16 protein-coding genes and 1 pseudogene are annotated in these 19,106 nt (G+C 59.2%); 5 read left to right on the top strand and 12 right to left on the bottom strand.

Going from position 1 to position 19,106, the window contains the following annotated elements:
- The first annotated feature begins 122 nt into the window (after positions 1-122).
- The gene (uxaC, locus tag ACR0FC_RS06995; RefSeq protein WP_170339480.1) at positions 123-1,466 is read left to right on the top strand and encodes a glucuronate isomerase; all 1,344 of its coding nucleotides are present in this window, start codon (positions 123-125) and stop codon (positions 1,464-1,466) included.
- Complete coding sequence (locus ACR0FC_RS06990) at positions 1,467-2,663, top strand: mannitol dehydrogenase family protein (RefSeq protein ID WP_170339231.1); 1,197 nt, start codon at positions 1,467-1,469, stop codon at positions 2,661-2,663.
- On the opposite strand, the gene ACR0FC_RS06985 is transcribed toward ACR0FC_RS06990, so the two are convergent.
- From ACR0FC_RS06985 to ACR0FC_RS06940, 10 genes and pseudogenes are all read right to left on the bottom strand, one after another.
- Positions 2,650-3,513, bottom strand: a complete 864-nt coding sequence (locus ACR0FC_RS06985) for a sugar kinase (protein WP_170339230.1) — start codon at positions 3,511-3,513, stop codon at positions 2,650-2,652. The genes ACR0FC_RS06990 and ACR0FC_RS06985 overlap by 14 nt on opposite strands.
- A complete protein-coding gene (locus ACR0FC_RS06980; protein ID WP_170339227.1) occupies positions 3,510-4,391 on the bottom strand; it encodes a DMT family transporter in 882 nt (293 codons plus the stop codon). Before ACR0FC_RS06980 ends, ACR0FC_RS06985 begins: the two co-directional genes overlap by 4 nt.
- Before the next feature lie 3 nt (positions 4,392-4,394).
- Positions 4,395-5,297 (bottom strand): annotated as a pseudogene (locus ACR0FC_RS06975) (NAD(P)-dependent oxidoreductase); the annotation flags it as partial.
- 125 nt (positions 5,298-5,422) lie between these two features.
- Positions 5,423-6,427 carry a Gfo/Idh/MocA family protein gene (locus tag ACR0FC_RS06970; protein WP_170339224.1) on the bottom strand — a complete coding sequence of 335 codons (1,005 nt, stop codon included), beginning with the start codon at positions 6,425-6,427 and terminating at the stop codon, positions 5,423-5,425.
- Positions 6,424-7,926: a UxaA family hydrolase gene (locus ACR0FC_RS06965; RefSeq protein ID WP_170339221.1), complete on the bottom strand. Its 1,503-nt coding sequence runs from the start codon at positions 7,924-7,926 to the stop codon at positions 6,424-6,426. Before ACR0FC_RS06965 ends, ACR0FC_RS06970 begins: the two co-directional genes overlap by 4 nt.
- 24 nt (positions 7,927-7,950) lie before the next feature.
- A complete protein-coding gene (locus tag ACR0FC_RS06960; RefSeq protein ID WP_170339219.1) occupies positions 7,951-8,901 on the bottom strand; it encodes a phytanoyl-CoA dioxygenase family protein in 951 nt (316 codons plus the stop codon).
- Positions 8,902-8,911: 10 nt separating this feature from the next.
- Positions 8,912-10,534 carry a TRAP transporter large permease gene (locus tag ACR0FC_RS06955; RefSeq protein ID WP_170339216.1) on the bottom strand — a complete coding sequence of 541 codons (1,623 nt, stop codon included), beginning with the start codon at positions 10,532-10,534 and terminating at the stop codon, positions 8,912-8,914.
- The gene (locus ACR0FC_RS06950) at positions 10,534-11,376 is read right to left on the bottom strand and encodes a TRAP transporter small permease subunit (RefSeq protein ID WP_254432860.1); all 843 of its coding nucleotides are present in this window, start codon (positions 11,374-11,376) and stop codon (positions 10,534-10,536) included. Before ACR0FC_RS06950 ends, ACR0FC_RS06955 begins: the two co-directional genes overlap by 1 nt.
- Positions 11,377-11,392: 16 nt before the next feature.
- Positions 11,393-12,562, bottom strand: a complete 1,170-nt coding sequence (locus tag ACR0FC_RS06945; protein ID WP_170339214.1) for a mandelate racemase/muconate lactonizing enzyme family protein — start codon at positions 12,560-12,562, stop codon at positions 11,393-11,395.
- Positions 12,563-12,640: 78 nt separating this feature from the next.
- On the bottom strand, positions 12,641-13,654 hold the full coding sequence (locus ACR0FC_RS06940) for a TRAP transporter substrate-binding protein (RefSeq protein WP_093961716.1): 1,014 nt from the start codon (positions 13,652-13,654) through the stop codon (positions 12,641-12,643).
- Positions 13,655-13,852: 198 nt separating this feature from the next.
- Here ACR0FC_RS06940 and ACR0FC_RS06935 point away from each other — a divergent pair, with 198 nt between their 5' ends.
- On the top strand, positions 13,853-14,503 hold the full coding sequence (locus ACR0FC_RS06935; protein WP_170339212.1) for a GntR family transcriptional regulator: 651 nt from the start codon (positions 13,853-13,855) through the stop codon (positions 14,501-14,503).
- On the opposite strand, the gene denD is transcribed toward ACR0FC_RS06935, so the two are convergent.
- Both denD and ACR0FC_RS06925 read right to left on the bottom strand, forming a co-directional pair.
- Positions 14,500-15,468, bottom strand: a complete 969-nt coding sequence (gene denD, locus ACR0FC_RS06930) for a D-erythronate dehydrogenase (RefSeq protein ID WP_170339210.1) — start codon at positions 15,466-15,468, stop codon at positions 14,500-14,502. The genes ACR0FC_RS06935 and denD overlap by 4 nt on opposite strands.
- Positions 15,465-16,349: an NAD(P)-dependent oxidoreductase gene (locus ACR0FC_RS06925; protein WP_170339208.1), complete on the bottom strand. Its 885-nt coding sequence runs from the start codon at positions 16,347-16,349 to the stop codon at positions 15,465-15,467. The genes denD and ACR0FC_RS06925 overlap by 4 nt, the downstream gene beginning before the upstream one ends.
- A gap of 194 nt (positions 16,350-16,543) precedes the next feature.
- On the opposite strand from ACR0FC_RS06925, the gene ACR0FC_RS06920 reads away from it, so the two are divergent.
- Positions 16,544-17,302, top strand: a complete 759-nt coding sequence (locus ACR0FC_RS06920; protein WP_170339206.1) for an SDR family oxidoreductase — start codon at positions 16,544-16,546, stop codon at positions 17,300-17,302.
- Positions 17,299-19,095, top strand: coding sequence for an IlvD/Edd family dehydratase (locus ACR0FC_RS06915; RefSeq protein WP_170339205.1), 1,797 nt, complete (start codon positions 17,299-17,301; stop codon positions 19,093-19,095). The genes ACR0FC_RS06920 and ACR0FC_RS06915 overlap by 4 nt, the downstream gene beginning before the upstream one ends.
- Positions 19,096-19,106: the final 11 nt, after the last annotated feature.

Below are 19,106 nucleotides of genomic sequence, written 5' to 3'. Positions count from 1 at the left end.
CAGTCCCCCGGATCACCCGGTCAGTCTGCGGGTTCGAACGGGAAAGATGCAACCATTAAAAACTGTGTTAACAATTGCGGGTAGCAGTATCGGAGGCAGAATTGACTGGCAATTTGAATGGGATGGCAGAAGACCTGTACTTGGGCATCAAGGACCTGCCGATCGTGTCTCCGCATGGTCACTGCGATCCGGGGTGGTTTGCAACCGATGCGCCGTTCCCCAACCCGGCAGAGCTGTTGGTGGTTCCCGACCATTACGTGTTCCGTATGCTCTATTCGCAGGGAGTTCCCTTGTCGGAACTCGGCGTTGGGGAAGAGGGGCGAAAGAAGGATCCTCGCGCCGTTTTCCGCACCTTTGCCGAACATTGGCATCTATTTCTGGGAACGCCTTCCCGGATCTGGATGAACTACGTGCTGCATAAAACGCTGGGCGTGTCTGAGGAGTTGTCTTCGCGTACGGCAGATCTGATCTACGACAAGATCGCGGAAAAGCTGGCGCAACCCGATTTTCGCCCGAGGGCTTTGTTCGACAGGTTCGGGATCGAGGTTCTGGCCACTACGGATTCGGCTCTCGACCCTCTCACACAGCATCAGGAGATCCGTGCAAGCGGTTGGGGCGGGCGGGTTGTTCCGACGTTCCGCCCGGACGGGGTTTTGGATGGGGCGGACCCGGAGTTCGTACAGAACCTGAACAAGTTGGCCGAGCTGACAGGCTGCGATCTGGACAGCTATGATGGCTACCTCAACGCGCTGCGGATGCGGCGGGCTTATTTCGTCCAGCTTGGTTGTACCGCCACGGACCACGGTATCGAACGCGTACAGACCGAGTGGCTGGAGGACCCGGATGCGCTTTACCAACAGCTGAGACGGCGGGAAGGGACCGAACAGGACGCGCGCCGGTTCTATGGGCATATGCTGATCGAAATGGCGCAGATGTCTGTCGATGATGGTCTGACCATGCAAATACATGCAGGCAGCAAGCGCAACACGAACCATGCGGTAATCCGGGACTTCGGAAGGGACAAGGGGGCCGACATTCCAATCGCGATGGATTGGGTCACGGGCCTTGAGGCGCTGTTGAACCGGGTCGGAAACTCAGCGGAACTGCGCATCATTCTGTTCACACTGGACGAAGGCACCTATGCCCGTGAATTGGCCCCTATGGCGGGACATTGGCCGTGCCTTCGGATCGGACCGCCTTGGTGGTTCCATGACAGCCCGGCCGGGATTGCGCGGTATTTCGATCAGGTCGTTGAGACGGCCGGGTACTACAACCTGGCCGGATTCAATGACGACACGCGAGCCTTTCTGTCCATTCCTGCACGACACCACCTCTGGCGGCGGGGCGTGGCGATTCATTTGGCCGAGCAGGTTGCGCGCGGTTACTTCGGTCGGGACAGTGCCGAGCATCTTGCACGGTTGCTGGCGGTCGATCTGGCGAAACAGGTTTATGGGTTGCAAAGCTAGATGGGTACACTTCTTCACTTCGGCCTCGGAAACTTTGCCCGGGCGCATTTGCTGGACTACACCGATCAAGCGGGCGGATGGGACGTTGTCGGCGTCAGCCTGCGTTCATCCTCGGTTCGGGATGGATTGGCCCGACAGGGTTTCGAGTACGATCTGTGCGTACAGGGGCAGGGTGTCCGTCGCATCAAAGTTCTGAGGGATGTTCTGGTCGCGCCCGAGGATCGTGCAGCGGTTTTCGATGTGATGGCGGATGCCGAGATCATCTCGGCGACAGTGACCGAGAAAGGTTATCATCTTGATGCCGCGGGCAAGCTGAACCTTCGGGACCCGGCGATTGTCGCCGATCTGGCGGGGCAGGGGCCCGCAACGCTGATCGGGTTTCTTGCCTTTGGTCTTGCGGAACGGCGCAAGCCAGTGACGGTGCTGAGCTGCGACAATCGTATGGAGAACGGAAAAACGCTCGAAACGGCCGTATCCGATTTTGCCAATGCAGCCGGTCTGGACGTCAATTGGGACACCGTTCGCTTTCCCAACGCGATGGTCGACCGGATCACCCCGGCCACAACGGACGCCGTTCGCGCAATCAGCGGTGACCCTATGGCCGTTCCGACCGAGGCGTTCTCGGAGTGGGTGATCGAAGACAGTTTTGCTGGCCCACATCCGGATTGGCAGGGCGTGCAACTGGTCGATGACGTGGCCCCGCACGAGATGCGAAAGCTGCGCATGTTGAACGGGGCCCATTCCCTGTTGGCTTATGCCGGGTTGGAGAGAGGTCTGACCTATGTCCACGAAGCGGTTCGAGACCCGGTTCTGCGCCCGCTGGTTTCCGAGTTGATGAAGGATGCGGGCGCAACGCTGCCCGCTGCGGTGCAAGCACAGGTTCCGGACTATGCCGAGGCTCTGTTGCGCCGCTTTGAAAACCCCGAGCTGGCGCACCGTCTGGACCAAATCGCGATGGATGGAAGCCAGAAGCTGCCCTATCGGTTTGTTCCTACACTTCGTGGGACCGGCTCTCAGGCGGTGATCGCGGGTATGCGGGCCTGGGTCTCCTATTGCATGTCCGAGACCGCCAAGGGCAGGGCGCTGAACGATCCTTGCGCGTCGGAAATCGCTTTGGCTGCCAAGCAGCCAGATCCGTTGGTGCCGCTTTTGCGTCTTGTCGGAGCCGAGGATCTCGCGCCGCTTATCCGGGAATGATCGCGCCGCGGAACTGAACAACGGTGGATGCCAGATTGTGTCCAGCCATCAGGGCCTCGGCCTGTGATTTCCCAGTCAGCAACGCCGCGAGGTACCCACCGTTGAAACTGTCGCCCGCCGCGGTCGTATCCAGCACGTTTTTGGCAGGCTCATAGGTTTGGTCAATGTTCTGACCGATGGACAGGGGGCCATTCTCTCCGCGCTTCAACGCGCCGACTCCGTGATGACCCGCAAAGCGTGCCGCCACCTGATCGGCGCTTTCCCCGAACAGTGCCATCTCGTCGTCGATGGATGGCAGGGCAATGTCAGCACGCCGCCAAAGCCGTTGATTGATCTGTCGGGCGTGTTCAACGCTGTCCCAAAGACGTGGACGAAAGTTGCTGTCATAGACCAACCGGACTGAAGCGCCTTCGAGCCAGTCCAGAAGCGCAAGCCTTACCGAATGCGGTAGAATGGCTACCGAAATACCCGACAAATACAGCACGTCATAACCGTTCAACGAGCTGAAATCGTGATCGGCAAAAAGCTGGCGGGCGGCCGCTTCGCTGCGCCAATAAGTAAAGCTACGTTCACCGTCCGCAGAGGTGGTGATCGCGTACAGGCCCGGAGAGGCATTCGGAATGATGCGGATGCCGGATGTCCCGATGCCATGGCTGGCGATGAAGTCCGCGATGCGCCCCGAGAACGGGTCGTCGCCCAAACATGTCACATACTCCACCTGCAGATCAGGCGCTGCGCGGTGCATGTAGATGGCCGTGTTCAGCGTATCCCCCGCGACGCCCACCTTTGCGCCGGTTTCCAGCATGGACAATTCGATCATTGCTTCGCCGATGCAGGCAATTCGCGTCATTTCTTTTCTCTTTTCCAGATGATGAGACCGGCAGCCATGATCAGCGCAGCCCCTGCCAACGTGAATGCGTCCGGTACCGTGTCAAAGAACAGATAGCCCCAGATCGCAACGTAGATCAGGAACGAATAGGTGAATGGCATCAACTGGTTCGCCGTTCCGAAGCGATGCGCGTTCGTCAGCAGTTGATGCCCGCACCATCCAAAGACGCCAAGACTGATCAGGACGATCAGGCTCCAGGTGTTTTCCGGTTGGATCCAAAACCAGATGGCGAAGGGCAGCAGGACCACTGTACCGGTAAGTCCGAGGTAGAATTGCATGGTGTCCACGGCAACAACCCCCGACAGCCTGCGCGTCATGATCGAGTACAAGGCCAAAGCGGTGGCATTGTAGACGATCAGCAGCATGGTCAGATGAAAGGCCGAACCAAACGGCCGCACGACAACCAACACCCCTAGGAAGCCCAGGATGATAGCCGCCCAACGCCATGGTCCCACTCTCTCCTTCAATACGAAAACGGACAGGAAGCACACGATGACCGGGCTTGAGAACATGATTGCCGACACGACGGTCAGGGGCAAAAACCGCAGGGCATAAAAATTGAAAACGGTCGCCGAGATCAGCAGCACGGCCCGGCTTATCACCTGCCAAGGGTGGTCCGTCTTGAACCGGCCGGCCTCGATCCCGCCCTTGGCGATCACGCCCACTGAGATCACGAAGTGCCCTGCATAGCGCATGAACGCCAATTGAAATGCCGGCACGCCGGCCAACGCCAACCATTTGGCCCCAAGGTCCACCAGCGAAAAGAACAGCCACGCCGTCAGCATCAGCACGATGCCAAGGCGCGGCAGGTCCGCGTTGGGGTTGGCGATGACGGCCATAGATCAGGTGTTGAAACGTTTGACGTAGTAGTCAACCATCTGGCTGACCATGTCATCCGCCTGACCGTGGTCGCGCGCGTCGTTCAGCGCGGAAAGCGCGCCCTGCGACATCACGCTGGTAACGCCGGCCTCACGCGCCATTCGATCATAATACCCAAGGTCTTTTGCCGCGTTCTTGATGGCAAAAGCCAGCTGGTTTGGATCATTCTCGACACCGTAGGCTTTGACGAAATCCATCATTCCGGAATGCAGCGGCCCCGCGGCCATAACGTCATACAGCTGCTTGCGGTCAACGCCGGTGATGTCAGCCATGGCAAAGGCTTCGGCCATCGCGTTCGCGACTGTCATGCCGAAGAAGTTGTTGATCAGCTTGATCGTATGTCCCGATCCGACAGGGCCCAGGTAAAATACGTTTTCGCCCAGATCCTTCAGTGTCGGCTCGGCCTTGTCGAAGGCAGCCTTGTCGCCGGACGTCATGATGTTGAGCTTGCCTTCCAGTGCATGCGACGGCGTCCGACCAAGTGGCGCGTCGAGATAGCTTCCGCCGGCTGCGGCAACCTCCTCGGCCAGGGCGCGTGTACTGCCCGGAAGCGAGGTGCCAAAGTCGATGACGATCGCCCCGGGCTTCAGTCCCGCGATCACTCCATCAGCACCGCGCATACGGCCCTCGACCTGTTCGGACGTTCCCATGCACAGCATCACGATGTCGCTGGCCTGAGCCAGTTCCCGGGCGTTTTGCGATTCGCGGGCGCCCCGGTCAATCGCGGCGTCCAGATGTGTGCGGTCGCGGTTTCCCAACACCGTGACCGAGTATCCTTGGTCCAACAGCCGGCTCACCATGGCTCCGCCCATAAGTCCCAGGCCGATAAACCCGATTGATGGTTTGCTCATTGGTTTCCCTTTCTGTGAATATGTCTGGTTTTCATTCTTGTGTCTGTCGCGGGCGGATTTGCAGTCTGATTGCTCATATTGCCCGGGGAATAGTCATTGGTCTTTTGAATGGTCCGATATTTTGACCTGCCGCGTCTCCGTCAGGCCGGCGCCCGCGCTCGGGCCGTTCGCGCCTTCAGCTCCTGTTCGATGCGTGATGTGACTTCGAGCGTTCGGGCTGCATCCTCGACGTCGATCAAAGGTGGGGCGCCATTGATCACGTCAAGGAAGTGATCCAGTTGCGCCTCCAGCGGTGTGCGTTTCTGGTCCGGTCTTGGAAGTTGGTCTTTTTGCGCCGCAGTGCCCCAATCCTGTCCGCGCCACAGGGTCATGGATGGAAAACTGACGGCGCCCCTGGTTCCCGTGATCCACATCATGTCCTGATGGGTCGTGCCGATGTTCGGGTTTTCTCCGGTTCCGGCTTCAAACCCCCAAGGGCTGGGCGCGGTGTCGGCAAAGCTGATGGTACCCGTCGCGCCGTTTTCGAATGCGATCGCGACAGCGCCGCTTTCGATCCGATCCGATCCGCGGATCGGCGCGCCGGGCAGGGCGACGACATCCGAGATTTCTCCGATCACAAAGCGCAGGACATCGATGTCGTGCACCAGATTGATCATCACCGGGCTGCCATCGGAAGTCCGCCAGTTCTGTTCAAAATAGCTGTCAGGTTTACGCATGGCCCACAGCAACGAGACGTTGATGACTTGTCCGATCGTACCTTGCGCGATCACCTCCTTCAGGTGCTGCAAGGTTGTGTGATACCGCCGATGGTGGCCCACCAGGCTGCTGACCTTGGCTTGGCGAACGGCCGTCTTTAGGCGCAGTGCATCATCGACCGACGCGGCAACCGGCTTTTCGATCAGCATGTGCCAACCGCGTGATGCGGCCAGAATGCCATGTTCGGCATGCAGGCGGGTCGGCGTTGCAATGATGACGCCATCTACTGTGTCCTGCACCTCGTCCATACTAGCAATACGCGGCGCGTCGATCTGGATCGAGCCATCCGGATCAGCCAACCCGACCAACGTGCAGCCGGGATGTTCAATGACGGCGCGGACGTGGCGAATACCGATCAATCCGCCGCCGGCTACAAGGATCCGTTTCACATCACCGCTCCGATTTGCCAAGGAACGAATTCGTAGTCGCCCAAGCCCTGCGCCTCGGACTTGGTTCGCGCGCCCGAGGCGACTTGGAGCAGCCGTCGGTATATCTCCTGTCCTTTTTCTTCGACGCTGACGCCTTTGGTCAGGATGTCGCCCGCGTCCACGTCCATGTCTTCGGACATGCGCGCCGCCAATTCAGAATTGGTGGCGATTTTTAGCGTCGGCGCCGGTTTGGACCCAAAGGCCGAACCGCGCCCTGTAGTGAAGCACACAAGGTTGCACCCGGCCGCGATCTGCCCGGTCACCGAGGCAGGGTCATATCCGGGGCTGTCCATGAAGGTGAAGCCCTTGGCAGTGATAGGTTCGGCGTATTTGAACACACCGGTCAAAGGGGTGGTTCCGCCCTTCGCCGCTGCCCCCAACGATTTCTCAAGGATGGTCGTCAGCCCCCCTTGCTTGTTGCCGGGGCTGGGGTTGTTGTCCATCGAACCGTGATTGCGGGCGGTATAGTCTTGCCACCAATCTATGAGGCCGATCAGTTTTTCCCCAGTTGCGCGGTCAAGGGCACGGCGGGTCAAAAGGTGTTCGGCTCCGTAGATTTCGGGCGTCTCCGCAAGGACACCCGTGCCATCTTGAGCGACCAACAGGTCGCAGGCATGCCCGAGCGCCGGGTTCGCCGTCACACCGGACCAAGCGTCCGATCCACCACATTGCAGCGCAACCATCAGTTCAGACGCCGGGGCTTCTCTGCGCTTTGCCTCATTGGCAATGGGCAGCATCTGGTTGATCTTGCTGATGCCCATTTCCACGGTCCGACGCAACCCGGCAACGTTTTGGATGTTCATCGTCTGGAAGGTTGGACTCTGCTTCAACCCATATGCGTCCAGCAGCCAGTCGATCTGGTTCATTTCGCAGCCCAGACCGACCATCAGAACGGCAGCGTGGTTGGGATGTTTTGCAAACCCCCACATGACCCGTTGAAGAGCTTCGAAACCGTCGCCGGAATCTGCCATTCCGCAGCCCGTTCCGTGGACAAAGGCCACCACGCCGTCGACATTCGGATACGCGGCAAGCTTGTCCGGCGTGAAGTGGTTAGCGATCATGCGGGCCGCCGTAGCAGAACAGTTCACGGTGGTCAGAACCGCAATGTAATTGCGCGTGCCGACCCGACCGCTGTCCCGATGGTAGCCCATGAACGTATCGACCGAGGTGGCGGGTCTCATAGGCCTGTGATCCGTCGCAAACTCATAGTCCACGCTGGTGTTTCGGAACTCGACATTATGGGTGTGTACATGATCGCCGGGGTGGATCGGTTGGGTGGCGTAACCAATGATCTGGGCGTATTTTCTGACCGGATCGCCGGGTGCAAGGGTCGCCGTGGCGACCTTGTGGCCCGATGGGATGCGCGCATTGGTCGTGACGCCTTCAACCACGCTGCCGGCCTCCAGCAGCCGAGTTGCAACCACCACACTATCCGTTCGATCTAAACGTACAAAAGTCATAATCAGCTTTCCTGGCGGCTGCAGCTAGGCGCAGAACGGCGAGTCCGATGTCCACCGGTGAATATCTATATGCGGCTGTCCGGACAGCCTTGATCGCGCCGCCTCCCAATTGGATTTGCAGACACGCCAATCCCGCAGCTCGGTTTCGGGGCGCGATCTGGACCTTGCGATGAAGCTGGGGAAATGGTCTCGACCGGTGGGCTGGCCTGCCGCACTGAAGCGGATGTCGAACGACCAGCGGAACCGGTCCGTTTCGTTGACCAACGACGCATGTGGCGTCAGAGGATGAAACAGGATGACCCCGCCTGCCTTGACGGGCAAGGGCACGGCTCGCTCTTCGTCAATGAATCCGTCGGCAATGCCTGTCTGCGTCCGCGCGCAATGCGGCAGGATGGATTGGCCCTTTGCCTTAGGCAGCACTTGCAGGCAGCCGTTTTCGACCGTTGCATCGTTGACGGCAATCCAGACCGTGACCATGTCGGTCTGGTCCGCATCCTCCAACGCAACTGCCCGGTCCTGATGCCAGTCCGTTGCGGTGATATGCGCGCGCACCTCATCCTTGGACAGCTTGAGGGCAGGGGGCTTCAGCCGAACGTGCTGGATCGGATTGCTCACCAACTCTGGCCCGATCAACTGCTCGACGATGTCCAGCATGGGTTGGGCCGTCAGTAGGTCGAACACGGCGGGCCCAATATGGAAAGGTGTGTCAGCCATGATCCGGTCGCCGGGCAGCGAGATGTCCAGCGGCTGGAAATAGTCGCAACCGGCTTGATAGGCGGACAGAAGTTTATCCCAGAAAGTCATTCCTGACGGCTCGTCCTTGACCAGCCCTTTTTCGTACCAACCGTCATAGAGCCGGTTCAGGACACCCGAGTATTCGGCCTGTACCCGATTCAGGACATCGCCGGGAATTACATCCTGGACCACGAGGTATCCGTCCGTCTGGAACTTGCCAATCTGATCTTGTGTCAGCATGGGTGCAACCTCACAACAGCAACGCGATGATGCCCGGCCAGATCAGAAGAACGGAAAGCGCCAGCAGCTGGATCCCGATGAATGGCAGGAAGCCGCGGAAGATATCCGTCAGGCTGATATGCGGCGGGGCCACGGATTTCAGGTAGAACGCCGCCGGGCCGAACGGGGGCGACAGGAAGCTGACCTGCATGTTCATACAGAACACGACGCCAAACCAGATCGCGACATGGCTGGGCTGCAACTGGCCGATGAGTCCGATTTCCTCGATGGGAAGGCGCAGGACGATAGGCAGAAAGACCGGGATGATCAAAAGCACGATGCCGACCCAATCCATGAATGCGCCCATGAACAGCAGGATCAGCATCATCACCAGAATGACCAGCATCGTCGGCAGGTCCTGCCCGACGATCAGATCGGCCACGTATTGGGGTCCGCCAGCAATGGTGTAGGCACCCGCCAGCGCGGCGGCCCCGATGGTGACCCAGATGATGGTGCCTGTGGATTTAAGCGTCCGCATCAGGCTGTCCCAAACCAGCTCGAAGGATCCTTCGCCGCGTAGGATGGCGATGATCAGAACGGCGAAGGCGCCCATGCCTGCAGCCTCGGTGATGCCGGTGATCCCGCCATAGATCGAGCCAAGAACCACGCCGATGACGACCAGCGGCGCGACGAGGCCTTTGCCCATTTCCCAGCCGATTTTTGCGCGCTGTCTCCCAAAGACAAAGAAGATCAGCAGAAGGGCGACGATGGTGATGCCAGCAAACCAGGGCAGGTAGTCAGCGGTACCCAGCCGTGCGGGCTCGCCCTGGCTGGCAGCGTTCGAGCCGGAAAGCTCGAAAAACGCGGCCCGGATAAACAGAACGGTGGAAAATCCGGCGACGACGATGCTCATGAAGGCGGCAAACAGTTTGCGCTTTTCAGCCGGTTCGGGGTCATTCGGGTCCGGTTCCGGAAGCGGCGCGTGGTGAGGATTCAACTGCGTGCGGATGATAATGTACAGGATGATCATCGAGGCCAGCATGAAACCCGGGATGAAGGACGCGGTGAACAGCGACTTGATCGAGGTTTCGGTGATCAGCCCATAGATGATCAGAACGATCGAGGGCGGGATCATGGTCCCCAGCGACCCCGAGGCGCAGATGACGCCGATCGCGAGGTTCTGATCGTAGCCGAGGCGCAGCATCTGGGGCAGGGCGATCAGACCCAGCAGGACAACCTCACCACCGATGATGCCGGACATGGCCGCCATGATCACCGCCATGATCGAGGTCACGATGGCGATGCCGCCGCGCGTTCTGGACAGCCAGACATTCAGCGACGAATACATGTCGCGCGCGATCCCGGATCGCTCCAGCAGCGATGCCATGAAGATGAACAATGGCACGGATATGAGCACGTAGTCCGTTAAGAGCCCATATATCTTCTGCGCCAGAATATAGAGTGGCCCAGTCCCCGGGCGTCCGGTCAGAATGCCATCGCCGAATGAAAACGGGTTCAAAAGAAGTGTCGGCTCGAACTTCAGAACAAGAACCAGAACCGCAAGCGAGGCCGAGGCCAGACCCAGGGGCATCCCGATCGCCAGAAGCACGATCAGGGCGACCATCAGGATGAGTGAGATCGTTCCAATATCCATCAGTCTTGTCCCACCGCTCGTTTGATCATTTCAATTTCGTCTTCGTCCGGTTCATCCGTGTGGATTTCCGGTTCTTTGTTCCAATCCGCGATCAGGTTCAGAACGGCCTGCATGGCGACCAGAGTGATCACGATCAGGACCATGGGTTGCAACGTCGCCGGGATCGGCGGGTTGAAGGCCGAGCCGTAAAGCTCCCATTTATAGAGTTTGTTGACGAAGACCTGCTGATAGCTGCCGTAGACCAGAAAGAACGCGAACATCACGATCAGGATGGTCGAGATCGTGTCGAACACGCGCTGCAACCAGCGAGGAACCGCATCATACAGCAGAAAGATCCGGATATGGCTGCGTTGCTGCATGGCATAGTAGCCGGACATCAGGAACACGAAGCTGGCGAACCACAGGGTCATCTCGTTGGCCCACTCAGTCGGCTTCTCGAGGATATAGCGCATGAAGACTTCGTACAGCATCACCACCGTCATGATGGCGATCATCATCATCGTGACCCGACCGATGAACAGGGCGAAGCGGTCCATCGCAGTCGTGCCCTCGTATTCCATCGCGGCCGGCTGGACGGTCTTGGTTCCGATCACCGCAAGGATCGGCAGCAGTATCAGCGCGCCGATATCGACAATGTCGACAAATCCGCCGAAAACCCCGGCCATTTCGGGCGTCACGTCGCTGCGCAGATAGATTTCCGTTACCTGGCTTTTCAGAGATTCGGACGTGTACGGCAGCCAGTCCAACAGGAAGGCCGGCAAATGCCAGACGAGCCAACTGGCCGTTGCGACGAAGGCGAGCGGGATGAGCCACTCCAGTATTCCGCCTGAGTTTTTTTGCATCACGTAGCCCTCGTCCTTATCCGTCGATCCGGTGGTGATCGATAAATTCCAGGTCCGGCTCGACGCCCAATCCGGGGCCGGTCGGGATCGTCACGCGGCCGTTGTTGGCCTTGACTTGTTTCTGAATCTCCAGCGGAACGGTCAGCAGATCGTCGCGGAATTTGTTGTCCGTGGTGTCGAATTCCAACATCGGTTCCCACGGGTGCAGCCCGCCCGGCATTGCCGGCATTGACGCCAGCAGATGCAGGTTGGTGGCCACAGCAACCGCACTTCCCCAGACGTGATTGACGACCGGGGTGAAATGCGCGTGGCACAGCGCAAGTACCCGCAGATACTCCGAGATTCCGCCCAACGCGCATACTTCGGGCTGAGCGATATCGACACTGCGGTTTTCGAGAAGCGCGCGCCACGCCCAGCGATTGAAGACAGCCTCGCCGCCGGAGATATTGATCTTCAGCCCCGCGCGCAGTTCGCGATAGCCGTCAAGATCCTCAGGGGCCACCGGTTCTTCAAACCAATAGGCGCCAAGCTCTTCCAAGGCACGGCCCACATAAAACGCGTCCGAGGTCGTGTAGGCATGATTCGCGTCGACCATGAAGGGGAAGTCTTCGCCAACCCTGCGACGCACCGCCTCGCAGAGCTGTACGTCCGGTTTGGGTCCGAACCCGGTTTTCATCTTGGTGGCGACAAACCCTATGTCCTTGATCGTTACGGCTTCGTCCTCGAACCGGGCGGCAAGGTCGGCAATCGGCTCATCCCGCAGCATCATTCCGTAGCCGTAGCAGGGAACGCTTGTCCGATGTGCGCCGCCAATGAGTTTGTGCAGCGGCAAACCGGCCACCTTGCCGACGATGTCCCACAGGGCGATGTCCACGCCGGACAGCGCCTGTATCGGCATTCCGCCTTGCCCATGATCTCGCAGAAGGTTGTACACCTTGTGCCAGATCACGTCCTTGTCCAAAGGGTCCAGCCCCAGAACCATCGGCTGAATGACCTGTTCAACGATGGATTTGTTGGCTCTTGCTACGTTGCCGGGGCCAAAACACTCTCCCCAGCCGGTCACGCCCTCGTCGGTTTGAACCTCGACCAGATGGGTTGTGCGCTTGTCATAATACTGCTGCGAATACCCCAGGACTTCGGGCATCTCGTACTGCAGTACATGGCTGGTGATCTTGGTGATTTTCATGAAATGCAGGGTCCCGGGCACATTCGGAGAGGCCGTCAGCACGGCCTTTCCGATTGTCGTTGAGTGGCCGAAGCCCGATTATTGCATTGCGCCCAGATCGCGCAGGAAGTTGATGTGGCTTTCCAACAGCGCCTTGGCCTCTGGGGTCGTGGCGAACTCGGTCCACCCGACCTGAACGGCTGCGCGGTAGGCGGCCAGATCTTCCGGCGACCATTCATACAGCTGAACGCCTTTGGCCTTCAGGTCCTTGGCGGTCTGAGCGTTCTGCACTTCGTTGATCGTCGCATTGTGCAGCGCCAGGCTGTCCATCGCGACTTCCATGATCTTTTTGTGATGTGCAGGCATCGCGTCCCAAACGTCCTTGCGGCAGGCCAGGTGGTCTGCGGGCATCGAGTGGAAGCCAGGATAGTTCGTGTGACCGGCGATTTCGTACAGACCCAGACCCACGTTGTTGGTCAGGTTCGCAGCATCCGCGCCGTCGATGATGCCGGTTTCCAGAGCGGTGAAGATTTCGTTAAAGTCCATAACGATCGGCGATGCGCCCAGTTCGGCAAAGACCTTGGTGGCCAGGCCCGGGGGCGAACGGAATTTCCAGTCTTTGAAGTCATCGACCTTGGCGATCGGCTTGGTCGAGGCCAGAGATTCCGGTCCTGGGATCCACCAGCCGATGAATTCCATGTCGTAGCCGTTGTACAGGTCATTGACGGCATCTCTGCCGCCACCGTGCAGCAGCCATGCCATTTGCTGATAGGGGTTCTGGTAACCGCCCAGCAGATCGCCCGCGAATTGGAAGGCAGGGTTCTTACCGGTCTGATAGCCGCCGCCGGTCATGTCGCAGTCGAGGATGCCCGTTGCCGCGGCATCGAAGGTTTCGACCGATTTGACCACCGAGGACGAGTAGAACATCTCGACTTCGATCTCGCCGTTCGACATTTCCTGGATGTCTTCGACGTATTTTGCCGCCATCTGCCCGGACAGCGTCTCGGGCGAGAAATGGGTTTGAATTCTCAGCTTGGTCGTTTCAGCCACCGCGAAACCGGCCGCCATCGTCGTTGCTACGGCCGCAACAGCCGCTGTCTTGACTATTTTCATATTGTCCTCCCAGACGTTGAGCAGTGCGCCGGGTAGGAGATCTTGCCGCCTCCCTTGTCGACACGCTGCTAGACGTTAAGCGGTCGAATCGAATGCAACAAGAAAAATATGAAATTTCGAAAAATTTCGAGATTCTTGCAATAAATCGAAAATACGACTAGGACACTAAGAAGCCAGACCTGAAAGGTGCAAACCGGAATGAATGAAGAAGTAGATATTTATCAGCACCTTAAAATGCGTCTGATCTCGAACGGATTCGAGCATGGTGCCAAGGTTCGGGCCGAAGAGTTGCGCAAGGACTATGGGTGCTCGGCCAGCACGGTTCGCGAAGTTCTTTTTCGTTTGTCATCTGTGGGGTTGGTGGACTTTCAGGAGCAGAAGGGCTTTCGCGTCCCGAAGCGTTCGCCGCAAAGACTGATCGAGCTGACCCACATCCGCGTTTTGCTGGAGGGAGAGGGCACCGCAATGTCGATCCGCAACGGCGGGGTGGATTGGGAAGCCAGGCTGACCGCGGCGCATCACAAGCTGAGCCATATCGAAAAGCGCATTCATGCCACCGACGACCCCAGCGAGCTGATCGAGATCTGGTTTGCCTCGGAAAAGGAATTCCATCAAACGCTGATCTCGGCCTGCGGATCGGAAACGTTGAAGCAGATGCACGGCCGAATTTACGCGCAATTCCGGCAGCAGCTGATGGTGGCGGACCGGCGGTTCGAGTTCATCTCAGAGAACATCCGGCATCACGCCGACATCCTCGAGGCCGCATTGTCCGGCGATGAGCAACTGACCAAGCAGAAGATTCATGACCACCTCAAGCGCCATCTGACAGGCAAGACGATGGGCGACTAAGCGCGGAAGTCATCCTCAAGATAAACGCGGATGATGTCTTCAAAGCTCGACTCTGCGCGGAAGTCCAGCTCAAGCGCGCGATCGGTTTGAAAGTCGCGTGGCCAGCCTTTGACAATGCGCTCTATGTCCGGGTCGGGAACATGCTTGATCAGGTTGACCGCGTCTTGACCGGCGATGGTCCGCAAAGCTTCGATCTGTTCGGCGACCGTACAACTGATGCCTGGCATGTTCAGGGCGCGCCGGTCGTTCAGCCGCTTAGTATCAAGATCGGCCGCGCGGGTCAGAAATCGTGCCGCTGCCCGAGGGCTGGCGTGCCAGTGGCGAACGGTGTCGTCGACCGGCAGAACCGCCTCGAGCCCGTTCAGGGGCTCTCGTATGATACCCGAAAAGAAGGAGGAAGCGGCGGCATTTGCCTTGCCAGGACGCACGCACAGCGTCGGCAGACGCAGGGAGATGCCGTCGATGTATCCTTTTCGACTGAAGTCGGAAATCATCAACTCGGACGCAGCCTTCTGCGCCCCGTAGCTGGTCAGAGGGGCGCACAGGAATTCATCGTCGATCCTTGCGGGGAAAGGGGCGCCAAAGACGGCTATGGACGAAGCGAAGACCAGCCGCGGGCGGTAGGCGCCGCTGGTGGCGTTATGCTCGTCCTTTAATGCGTTCAACAGTGCCCAGGTCGTCATCAAGTTGACGTCCCAACCGAGGTCAAAGTCAGCTTCTGCCTGACCCGAGACAATCGCGGCCAGATGAAAGATCACGTCAGGGCGCTGAGCGGCCAGAAGCTTGGCCGAGTTCGGGGCCGCGATGTCGCCAACGGTAATTTCGCCGGGTGCACCCTCGACCGGAAATGAAAGGTCGAACAATGATACACGGGCGTCCGGGCCAAAGGTCTGCTCGGCCGAAATGTGATGCGCCAGTTTCTGACCCAGCATTCCACCGCCGCCGATGATGAGGATATGCGTCACGACATGCCATTCCGTTTTCTGAGCTCGAGGTAGAGCGCAGAGTGATCCAGCTCGGCCCCATCCATTTCGTTTATCAGGTATTCGAACCGGTCGCGTACGGCTTGCGTATTGGGCAGTTCCAGGCCGAGACCGCGTGCCTCATCCAAGGTGTTGTCCAGATCCTTCAGCTGAAACTTCGAGAGCCCGCCGGGAACGAAATCCCGGTTGGACATGCGTTCTCCGTGCTGTTGCAGGATCACGCTGTCGGCAAACCCACCGCGCAGCGCGGCGCGCAAAGCAGCCGGGTCTGCGCCACCTTGTTCGGCCAGCAGGGTTGCCTCGGCAACGGCGGAAATCGTGACGGCAACGATTGTCTGATTGGCCAGTTTGCACAATTGACCGGCGCCGCTGGGGCCGACATGCACGGGGCGCCCCATGGCGGAAAGGACTGGCAGTACCTCCTGCATGACCTTCTCGTCGCCCCCCACCATGATCGCCAGCGAGCCCGCCTCGGCCCCCTTGGTGCCACCGGAGACCGGGGCATCCAGATGCCGCAGGCCGAGGGTTTCGAGTTGGGCCGACTGCGCGCGGGCATGTTCAGGCTTGGCGCTGGACATGTCGATCCAGACGGCACCAGGTTTCAGCTGGTCGTAAAAGGAAGGGTCTTCCAGCAGCGCGCCGGTTGCGTATCCGTCGGCCAGCATGGTCACGATCACATCGGCTTGGGCAACCGCGTGGGCCGGGGTGTCCGCAACCGTGGCACCTTGGTCCGCCAATGGTCGTGCCTTTTCGGCGCTGCGGTTCCAAACGGTCACGGGAAAGCCTGCCGCAAGCAGGTTTCGTGCCATCGGCGCCCCCATTAGGCCGGTGCCCAAAAGGGTCACTTTGCGCTGTTCGCTCATACTTGCTTATCCTCCTTCGGGCCGCACCACGCATGGTTATAGCCAAACCAAAATCTCTGTCATACGCTAACGGCATCAAGTTCCTGCGCCAAAGCCTGTTGCGTTTCCACGCAGAATTTTTTGGTGCTGCCCGGTCGCACTCGGGCCCGGGGTCGTGGTGTTTGATCGCAAGTAGTGAAAGGTAAATTTTACATATGTCAGAAAGACTTGTGGGGAAGCGCGTCCTTGTGACGGCCGCCGGACAGGGTATTGGGCGTGCCAGCGCAATCGCAATGGCGCGCGAAGGGGCGCAGGTGTTTGCGACGGATGTCAACCTCGAAAACCTTTCTTCGATTCGGTCCGAGAATCTCGAAAATATCGAAATTTTCGAGATGAACGTCACCGATGACGCCAGCGTCTCTCAGGGGGTTGAGCGGGCAAATCCGGACGTGTTGTTCAACTGTGCGGGCTTCGTGCATCACGGGACCATCCTGGACGCCACCGACGAGGAGTGGGATTTTGCGATGGACCTCAACGTGCGGTCCATGATGCGCACAACGAAGGCTGTGCTGCCGGGGATGGTCGAACGGGGCGGCGGCTCGATCATCAACATGTCTTCCGCTCTGGGGTCGATCATCGGCGCGCCCAACCGCTTTGTCTATGGTGTGACTAAAGCAGCGGTCGTCGGGCTGACGAAATCGGTTGCTGTTGATTTCATCACAAAGGGCATTCGTTGCAACTGCATTTGCCCCGGAACGGTCGACAGCCCCAGTTGGCGCGATCGGGTCGAGGCCTTGGCCCAAGAGCTGGGCAGCAGGGAAGAGGCCATGGCGCAGTTCGTGGCTCGCCAACCCATGGGCCGCGTCGCCAAGGCGGAAGAAATAGCGGCACTGGTCGTCTACCTGGCAAGCGATGAGAGTGCTTTCACCACAGGACATACACACATAATCGATGGGGGGTGGTCAGGCCAATGACGAAGATAACAAAGGACGATCTGCGGTCGCGGAAATGGTTCATGAACTCGGAGAACCTCGAGATGACCGCGCTGTATCTGGAACGGTATCTCAACTACGGCCTGACGCGCGCCGAGCTTCAGTCCGGCAAGCCAATCATCGGCATTGCGCAAACGGGTAGCGATCTCAGCCCGTGCAACCGCCACCACCTGGAATTGTCCAAACGTGTGCGTGACGGGATCATCGCGGCCGGTGGCACGTGCATCGAAATTCCGGTGCACCCGATTCAGGAAACGGGTAAGCGGCCCACTGCCTCGCTGGATCGCAATCTGGCCTATCTTTCGCTGGTCGAGAGCTTGTTTGGTTACCCGATCGACGGCGTGGTGCTAAACATCGGTTGCGACAAGACCACGCCGGCGCTGTTGATGGCGGCCGCCACCGTCAATATCCCCGCAATCGCTCTGTCGGTCGGCCCTATGCTGAACGGCTGGTGGAAGGGTGAACGCGCGGGGTCGGGAACCGTGATCTGGAAGGCTCGGGAAGACCTTGCTGCCGGTGAGATCGACACTGATGAGTTCATGGAAATCGCAGCGGCTTCGGCGCCTTCTGTTGGCTATTGCAACACGATGGGAACGGCGACCACGATGAATTCCCTGGCCGAAGCCTTGGGAATGCAACTGCCCGGGTCCGCCGCGATACCGGCCCCATACCGGGAACGCGGACAGATCAGCTATGAAACCGGAAAGCGCATCGTCGAGATGGTGTGGGAGGATCTGCGCCCAAGCGATGTCATGACGCGGGCGGCATTTGAAAATGCGATCGTCATCAACTCGGCGATCGGTGGATCGACGAACGCGCCGATCCATTTGAATGCGATCGCCCGGCATCTTGGCGTTCCACTCAACAACGATGACTGGCAAAGCCTGGGTCACGACGTACCGCTGCTGGTCAACATGCAGCCGGCCGGAAAATACCTTGGAGAAGATTACCAGCGCGCCGGCGGTGTCCCTGCCGTGGTCGGTGAGTTGATTGATGCCGGATTGCTGCCCAACCCCGATGCGCTGACGGTCAACGGCCAGTCGATGGGCGAGAACTGCGGGACACGCCGGTCGCTGAACGACGACGTGATCAAGCCGGTGAGAAATCCGGTCAAGCATCAGGCCGGGTTCATCAACCTCTCGGGCAACCTGTTCGAAAGCGCGATCATGAAGACATCGGTGATCTCGTCCGCTTTCCGCGAGGCCTACCTGTCGAACCCGGATGACCCCAATGCATTCGAGGGCCGGGCGGTCGTTTTTGACGGGCCTGAGGACTTTCATCACCGCATCGATGATCCGGCAGAAAACATCGATGCAGACTGTATCCTGATCATGCGCGGGGCCGGACCCAAGGGTTACCCGGGCGCGGCCGAGGTGGTGAACATGCGGCCGCCCTCATACCTGTTGAAACAAGGGGTCGAGGCGCTGCCCTGCATCGGTGATGGGCGCCAGTCCGGCACGTCCGGAAGCCCGTCGATCCTGAACGCCTCGCCCGAGGCGGCCGAAGGCGGCGGGCTGGCGCTGGTGCGAAATGGCGACCGGTTGCGCATCGATCTGGGCAAAGGGACGGCGGATATGCTTGTTCCGCTGGAGGAGCTGCATGAACGCGCCCGCGAACTGGAAGCTGCAGGTGGCTATTCGGTCCCGTCCGACCAGTCACCCTGGCAGGAGATCTTCCGCGAGAAGGTCGATCGTCTGGATCGCGGCATGACGCTGAAGGGCGCCGACAAATTCAGGGACATCGCGCGGCAATTCCTGCCGCGGGACAATCACTAAAAGGAACCGAA

This window comes from Ruegeria sp. BB9 (assembly GCF_056539345.1).
The sequence above is the reverse complement of the archived record's forward strand: the minus strand, read 5'-3'. Positions and strand labels throughout refer to the sequence as shown.

Bases quoted from the DNA above. Each gene is read 5' to 3' on its own strand.
- uxaC (WP_170339480.1), top strand. From the start codon at position 123: ATGGCAGAAGACCTGTACTTGGGCATCAAGGACCTGCCGATCGTGTCT.
- ACR0FC_RS06990 (WP_170339231.1), top strand. From the start codon at position 1,467: ATGGGTACACTTCTTCACTTCGGCCTCGGAAACTTTGCCCGGGCGCAT.
- ACR0FC_RS06985 (WP_170339230.1), bottom strand. From the start codon at position 3,513: ATGACGCGAATTGCCTGCATCGGCGAAGCAATGATCGAATTGTCCATG.
- ACR0FC_RS06980 (WP_170339227.1), bottom strand. From the start codon at position 4,391: ATGGCCGTCATCGCCAACCCCAACGCGGACCTGCCGCGCCTTGGCATC.
- ACR0FC_RS06965 (WP_170339221.1), bottom strand. From the start codon at position 7,926: ATGACTTTTGTACGTTTAGATCGAACGGATAGTGTGGTGGTTGCAACT.
- ACR0FC_RS06960 (WP_170339219.1), bottom strand. From the start codon at position 8,901: ATGCTGACACAAGATCAGATTGGCAAGTTCCAGACGGACGGATACCTC.
- ACR0FC_RS06955 (WP_170339216.1), bottom strand. From the start codon at position 10,534: ATGGATATTGGAACGATCTCACTCATCCTGATGGTCGCCCTGATCGTG.
- ACR0FC_RS06950 (WP_254432860.1), bottom strand. From the start codon at position 11,376: ATGCAAAAAAACTCAGGCGGAATACTGGAGTGGCTCATCCCGCTCGCC.
- ACR0FC_RS06945 (WP_170339214.1), bottom strand. From the start codon at position 12,562: ATGAAAATCACCAAGATCACCAGCCATGTACTGCAGTACGAGATGCCC.
- ACR0FC_RS06940 (WP_093961716.1), bottom strand. From the start codon at position 13,654: ATGAAAATAGTCAAGACAGCGGCTGTTGCGGCCGTAGCAACGACGATG.
- ACR0FC_RS06935 (WP_170339212.1), top strand. From the start codon at position 13,853: ATGAATGAAGAAGTAGATATTTATCAGCACCTTAAAATGCGTCTGATC.
- ACR0FC_RS06925 (WP_170339208.1), bottom strand. From the start codon at position 16,349: ATGAGCGAACAGCGCAAAGTGACCCTTTTGGGCACCGGCCTAATGGGG.
- ACR0FC_RS06920 (WP_170339206.1), top strand. From the start codon at position 16,544: ATGTCAGAAAGACTTGTGGGGAAGCGCGTCCTTGTGACGGCCGCCGGA.
- ACR0FC_RS06915 (WP_170339205.1), top strand. From the start codon at position 17,299: ATGACGAAGATAACAAAGGACGATCTGCGGTCGCGGAAATGGTTCATG.